Source organism: Bacillota bacterium (assembly GCA_040754675.1).
Lineage (GTDB): Bacteria > Bacillota > Limnochordia > Limnochordales > Geochordaceae > Geochorda.
Genome location: JBFMCJ010000273.1, coordinates 1 through 5536 on the forward strand (window position 1 = coordinate 1; position 5536 = coordinate 5536).

Here is a 5536-nt window from a genome sequence, read left to right on the forward strand (position 1 = left end):
CGGCTACAAGCTGCCGGATGACCTGGAAGAGGTCGTAGAGCGCGCCGTCGAGGAGATGGACGGGGAAGACCGGCTGCCGCGGCCGACGGGTGCGGGCGTCGGCCGGGTGCGTTTCGAGCCGTGGTGGAAGGAGCAATATCTCGGCTTTCTGGCAGGCCGCGTGGGGGTACGGCTGGACGGGCTGAAGGTGGTGCTGGACTGCGCCAACGGCGCAGCCTTTGAGGTCGGGCCCGAGCTGTTCCGCCGCCTCGGCGCGGAGGTAGTGGCCATCAACACGGGCAACTCGGGTGAAGACATCAACGTGGCGTGCGGCTCCACCCATCCGGAGCGGGTCGCTGTGGCGACCCGGCAGGCTGGTGCGGACGCGGGGCTGGCGTTCGACGGCGACGCGGACCGCTGCATCGCGGTGGACGAACTCGGCAACGTGGTGGACGGGGACCAGATTCTGGCCATCTGCGCCCTGCAGCGACTGAAGGAGGGCACCCTGGCCGGCGGCCGGGTGGCCGTGACCGTCTATTCCAACGGGGGGCTGCGAGCCGCGCTGCGTTCGGCGGGCGGCGACGTGGTCGTGACGGCGCCGGGGGACCGGCACGTGCTGCAGGCCATGTTGAAAAACGGCCTCGTGCTGGGCGGGGAGCAGTCGGGTCACGTGATCTTCCTGGACCACGCCCGCACCGGCGACGGGGTGCTGACCGGCCTCATGCTGCTCGACGTGATGAAGCGCACCGGGCGCCGGCTGTCGGATCTGGCTGCCCAGATGCCCAGGTTCCCGCAGGCGCTCGTCAACGTGCGGGTGGCACGTAAAGAGGGGCTGTTGGACCTGCCCGAGGTGCAGGAGGCGATCCGGCAGGCGCAGGCCGCGGTGGGCGAGCTGGGCCGCGTGTACGTGCGGCCCTCTGGTACGGAGCCCGTCATCCGTGTTATGGTGGAGGCGTCCGACCGGTCCCTGGTCGAGCAGTGCGCCCATCAGGTGGCCGAGGCGCTGCGGCGGGCCGGGCAGGAGCAGGACGCGGCGCGGGATCCGGAGGGGGTGGAAATGGCGCGCTGAGGGCCGTACCGTGCTGAGAGAAGCTGGTTGAAGCCTGTTGAAGTCTCCCAGATCTCGAGCAAATGAGGCGGCAGGAGCGTCGGCCCAGAGCGGATCGGGCGCCTGACAACGAGGTTGGAGCGCCAGGGCTTGCAGCCCGGCAGGCTGCAAGTTGACGAGGCGGGGGATCTCGGAAGGTATCGGCGGGTGACCCCCGGCCGGCCACGGTCGTGAGGAGGCTGCCAAAGCCCGGGAGCGATCCCGGGGACAAAAGGTCTCCAGGTGGCCAGGTGCCCTGCACGCGGCGCAGCGGCGCGCCCCGCCCCCGCGGGCGGCAAGCGCGTGGACCTGGTCGCCGCGCCCCTCCGCCGTGGGGAAAGGGGTACCTTCCAGGATGTGCGGGATCGTCGGCTACGTGGGTCGCCGGCCCGCCCTCCCGATCCTGCTGGAGGGCCTCCGGCGGCTGGAGTACCGCGGGTATGATTCGGCCGGTGTTGCCGTCCTCAATCACCGTATCCAGGTGCTGAAGGCCGCAGGCCGCGTGGAGAAGCTGTCCGACCTGGCACGGTCCACGCCCGCCGAGGGCTTCCTGGGCATCGGCCACACCCGGTGGGCCACGCACGGGGCTCCCATCGACCGCAACGCCCACCCCCACACGGACTGCACCGGGGAGTTCGCCGTCGTGCACAACGGCATCCTCGACAACTTCTCCGAACTCCGCCGGGACCTGGAGGCCAGGGGGCACCGCTTCCGCTCCGACACCGACACCGAGGCGGTGGCCCACCTGCTGGAGGAGGCCTACCGCGGCGACCTGGCGGCCGCTCTTCGGGAGGTCAGCACGCGCCTGAAAGGCTCCTGGGCCCTTGCCTGCGTCAGCACTCACGAGCCGGAGGCGCTCGTCGTGGCCCGGCAGGACAGCCCGCTGGTGGTGGGGTTGGGTGAAGGGCAGCATGTGGTCGGCTCGGACGTCAACGCCGTGCTGGACGTCACCCGGACGGTCATCTACCTGGAGAACGGCGAGGTGGCGCGGCTTTCGCCGGACGGCGTGGCCATCTGGGACGCCGGAGGGCGCAAGGTCGAACGCCCGGCAGTCCGCGTCCCCTGGGACGCCGCGGCGGCCGAGAAGGGCCCGTACGCCCACTTCATGGAGAAGGAGATTTTCGAGCAGCCCCAGGCGGTGCGCCAGACCCTGGCCGGCCGGGTGGACCCGGCAACCGGGGCCGTCCGCCTCAAAGATGCGGGGCTTGCCACTCGCGACCTGGGCCGGTTTTCGAAGATCTCGATCGTGGCGTGCGGCACCGCGTGGCATGCCGGGCTCGTCGGCCGGGCGCTCATTGAATCGTCCGCCCGCATTCCGGTCACCGTGGAACTCGGATCCGAGTTCCGCTACCGGGACCCCCTGGTGGACGGGTCCACGCTCACCGTCGCCATCAGCCAGTCGGGCGAGACGGCCGACACGCTGGGGGCCGTTCGGGAGGCGCGGCGGCGGGGGTCGCCTGTTCTCGCCATCGTCAACGTGGAGGGCAGCTCGCTCGCAAGGGAAGCCGACTGGGTGCTGTACACCCGGGCGGGGCCCGAGATTGCGGTGGCCTCCACCAAGGCGTACGTGACGCAGCTCGTGGCGCTGCACCTCCTTGCGGCGGTGATGAGCGGCAAAGATAGCGGCGGGCTGGGCCGGCAGCTCTGGCAGCTTCCCCAGCGGCTGGAACAGGCGCTCGGACTCCGGGACGAGGTGCGGGCGGTGGCGCAGGAGCTTGCGCACGCCGAACACGTCTTCTACATCGGGCGGGGGCTCGACTACGCCGTGGCCATGGAGGGCGCGCTCAAGCTGAAGGAGATCTCTTACATTCACGGCGAGGCGTATGCCGCCGGTGAACTCAAGCACGGGACGCTTGCGCTCATCGAGCCCGGCCGGTGGGTGGTGGCGGTGGCGGCGCAAAACTCGGTGCGGACCAAGACCGTCGGCAACATGACGGAGGTGCGGGCTCGGGGCGGGCAGGTGGTGGCCGTTGCGCCGCGGGACGCTGCGGCACGCCGGGAGATCGGGGAGGCCGCGGACCGCTATCTCGGGCTTCCCGACGCGCCCGAAGCGCTGATGCCGGTGCTGGCCGTGGTGCCGCTGCAATTGCTGGCCTACCACACCGCGGTGGCCCGGGGCTGCGACGTCGACAGGCCCCGCAATCTGGCCAAGAGCGTAACGGTCGAGTAATAAAGAAGGTGAAAGCCGTATCCCCGTGGGAGCATAGCCCCGTCGAAGTGGAGGCGCGTTCATTGAGCTGTTACCCCGGCCCCAGCGCCGTGGTAGGCGTCGGGGTGGACGTCGTGGAGACGAGCCGTATCGGCAAGGCGTACGCGAAGCACGGCGAGCGGTTCCTGGAGCGGCTCTACACCCCTACCGAGGTCGCCTACTGCACGGCCAAGCGGCCCAACGCCATGATCGCCTGCCTTGCGGCGCGGTTCGCCGCCAAAGAGGCGGTCATGAAAGCTTTGGGGACGGGACGCCGGGGGGTCAGCTTCAATGAGATCGGGGTGCTCAACTGGCGGGGAGGCCGGCCCGGGATCGAATTGAGGGGGCGGGCAGCCGAGGTGGCTGCCCGCCTTGGCATCGACGAGGTGTGCATCTCCATCAGCCACGGCCGCGACGTCGCCGTGGTGGTGGCGCTGGCGGTGCGCCACAGCCGGAGGGAAGAAGGCGCACGTTCATGAAGGTCGTGGGCCGGCAGGCCATGCAGGAGGTGGACCGGCGGGCTGCCCAGGAGTACGGGGTGCCGGCCCTCGTTCTGATGGAGAACGCCGGTGCTGCGGTGGTGCGCCGGGCCGCTGTCATGCTGGAAGGGCGGCTTTCGGGCCGGCGGATCGTGGTGGCGGCGGGTTCCGGCAACAACGGCGGTGACGGGCTGGCTGCCGCCCGCCGGCTGGCCGCAGCCGGCGCCCACGTGCTCGTGGCGCTGGCCGCCGAACCAGACGGCGAAGCGCCCCGTCTCTCTCCCGACGCGCTGGTGAATTTCCGGATCGCGCGGCGCATCGGCATCGACGTGCAGTTCGTGGGCGGGGAGGAGAGCCGGGGGAGACTGGCGGCGGCCTTTGCATCGGCCGACCTGGTCATCGACGCGGTGCTTGGCACGGGAAGCCGCGGGGCGCCGCGGGGGCGGGCACTTGAGGCCATCGAGATGGTGGCCGCGTGTGGCCGTCCGGTGCTGGCGGTAGACATCCCTTCCGGGGTGGACAGCGACACAGGCCAGATGCCGGGGGCCGCCGTGAAGGCGGACGAGACGGTCACCTTCGGGCTGCCCAAGCCCGGCCACCTGCTCTTTCCCGGGGCGGGGCTGTGCGGGGCGGTGTGGGTTGCGGAGATCGGCTTTCCGCCGCCGCTTCTGGAAGGGGCGCCGGCTGCTTTCGAACTCGTCGAGGCGGAACAGGTGCGGTCGTGGCTTCCCGCAAGGCCGGCGCACGGGCACAAGGGTACGTTCGGCCACGTGCTGGTGGTGGCCGGATCCAGGGGGATGGTCGGGGCGGGCGCCATGGCATCCCGGGGTGCGCTGGCGGCGGGAGCGGGACTCGTCACGTGGGCCGTTCCGGCCTGCCTGCAGGACACCGCGGCGGGGTTGGTGCCGGAAGCGCTGACCGCGGGGCTCCCGGACGAGGCCGGGCGGGGCCGGCTTGCGGCGACGGCTGCCGGCGCGGTCATGGAGCTGCTCGCCACCCGCGAAGTCCTGTTGATCGGCCCGGGCCTTGGCACTCACCCCGAGACGGCCGCCGCCGTTCTGGAAGTCCTGCAGCGGTGGCCGGGGCCGGCCGTCATCGACGCGGACGCCCTCAACATCCTGGCGGTCTCAGGACCTGCGGCCGTGGGGGGCCCGCAGCGCATCCTGACGCCGCACCCGGGAGAAATGGCGAGGCTTCTGGGGCGTTCGGTCGCGGCCGTCCAGGAGGATCGCCTGGCGGCGGCCCGGGAGGCGGCGGAAAAGTACGCATCGGTCGTTGTGCTGAAAGGCGCACGGACCGCTATCGCCGACCCGCAGGGCAGGGCGTGGCTCAACCCGGCGGCGGAGCCCTCCCTGGCCACGGGCGGGTCAGGAGACGTGCTGGCAGGCATTGCGGCGGGGCTGCTCGCGCAAGGCGCGCGGGCGGCGGAGGCTGCAGCAGGCGCCTGCTTCATCCATGCCCTGGCGGGCGTGATGGCCGCCGGGGGAGGCGATGTGGGCATCACCGCTGCCGGCATCGCCGCAAGCGTCGGGCCGGCTATCCGCGCCCTCAAGCGTGGGGATCCGGTTCCGGAAGGCCTTGCCCCCGTACGGGTTCTTGCGCCGTGAGCGCGGGCCCCCCGTTGCCGGCTCGCAGCGAGGCGTCGCCTGCGAAGACGGTATGGGCCTTCCCATCAAGCCCCCGTATCCTCAACGCCCCCGTAGGGTCTATCCCCTCGAGGATCCCCTCGACCCGGCCCGCGGCGGTCTCGATCCGGACCTCCCGCCCTTTCCAGGCCAGCAACGCGTCAACGGCCGCGGCAAG

At 71.4% G+C, this 5536-nt stretch carries 5 protein-coding genes; 4 read left to right on the forward strand and 1 reads right to left on the reverse strand.

The genetic code is table 11. From position 1 onward, the window contains the following. From AB1609_14665 to AB1609_14680, 4 genes are all read left to right on the forward strand, one after another. Window positions 1–1048, forward strand: a 1048-nt coding sequence (locus AB1609_14665) for a phosphoglucosamine mutase (protein ID MEW6047701.1), incomplete at its 5' end; no start/stop codon positions are given. 373 nt (window positions 1049–1421) lie between these two features. After that, window positions 1422–3236 carry a glutamine--fructose-6-phosphate transaminase (isomerizing) gene (gene glmS, locus AB1609_14670; protein MEW6047702.1) on the forward strand — a complete coding sequence of 605 codons (1815 nt, stop codon included), beginning with the start codon at window positions 1422–1424 and terminating at the stop codon, window positions 3234–3236. 62 nt (window positions 3237–3298) lie between these two features. Next, window positions 3299–3733: a holo-ACP synthase gene (acpS, locus tag AB1609_14675; protein MEW6047703.1), complete on the forward strand. Its 435-nt coding sequence runs from the start codon at window positions 3299–3301 to the stop codon at window positions 3731–3733. Then, entirely contained in the window at window positions 3730–5340 is a 1611-nt protein-coding gene (locus AB1609_14680; GenBank protein MEW6047704.1) for an NAD(P)H-hydrate dehydratase, read from the forward strand. Before acpS ends, AB1609_14680 begins: the two co-directional genes overlap by 4 nt. Here the strand turns inward: AB1609_14680 and AB1609_14685 are convergent. Beyond that, a partial coding sequence (locus AB1609_14685) for a hypothetical protein (GenBank protein ID MEW6047705.1) occupies window positions 5282–5536 on the reverse strand: 255 nt, incomplete at its 5' end. The genes AB1609_14680 and AB1609_14685 overlap by 59 nt on opposite strands.

Bases quoted from the DNA above. Each gene is read 5' to 3' on its own strand.
- glmS (MEW6047702.1), top strand. From the start codon at position 1,422: ATGTGCGGGATCGTCGGCTACGTGGGTCGCCGGCCCGCCCTCCCGATC.
- AB1609_14680 (MEW6047704.1), top strand. From the start codon at position 3,730: ATGAAGGTCGTGGGCCGGCAGGCCATGCAGGAGGTGGACCGGCGGGCT.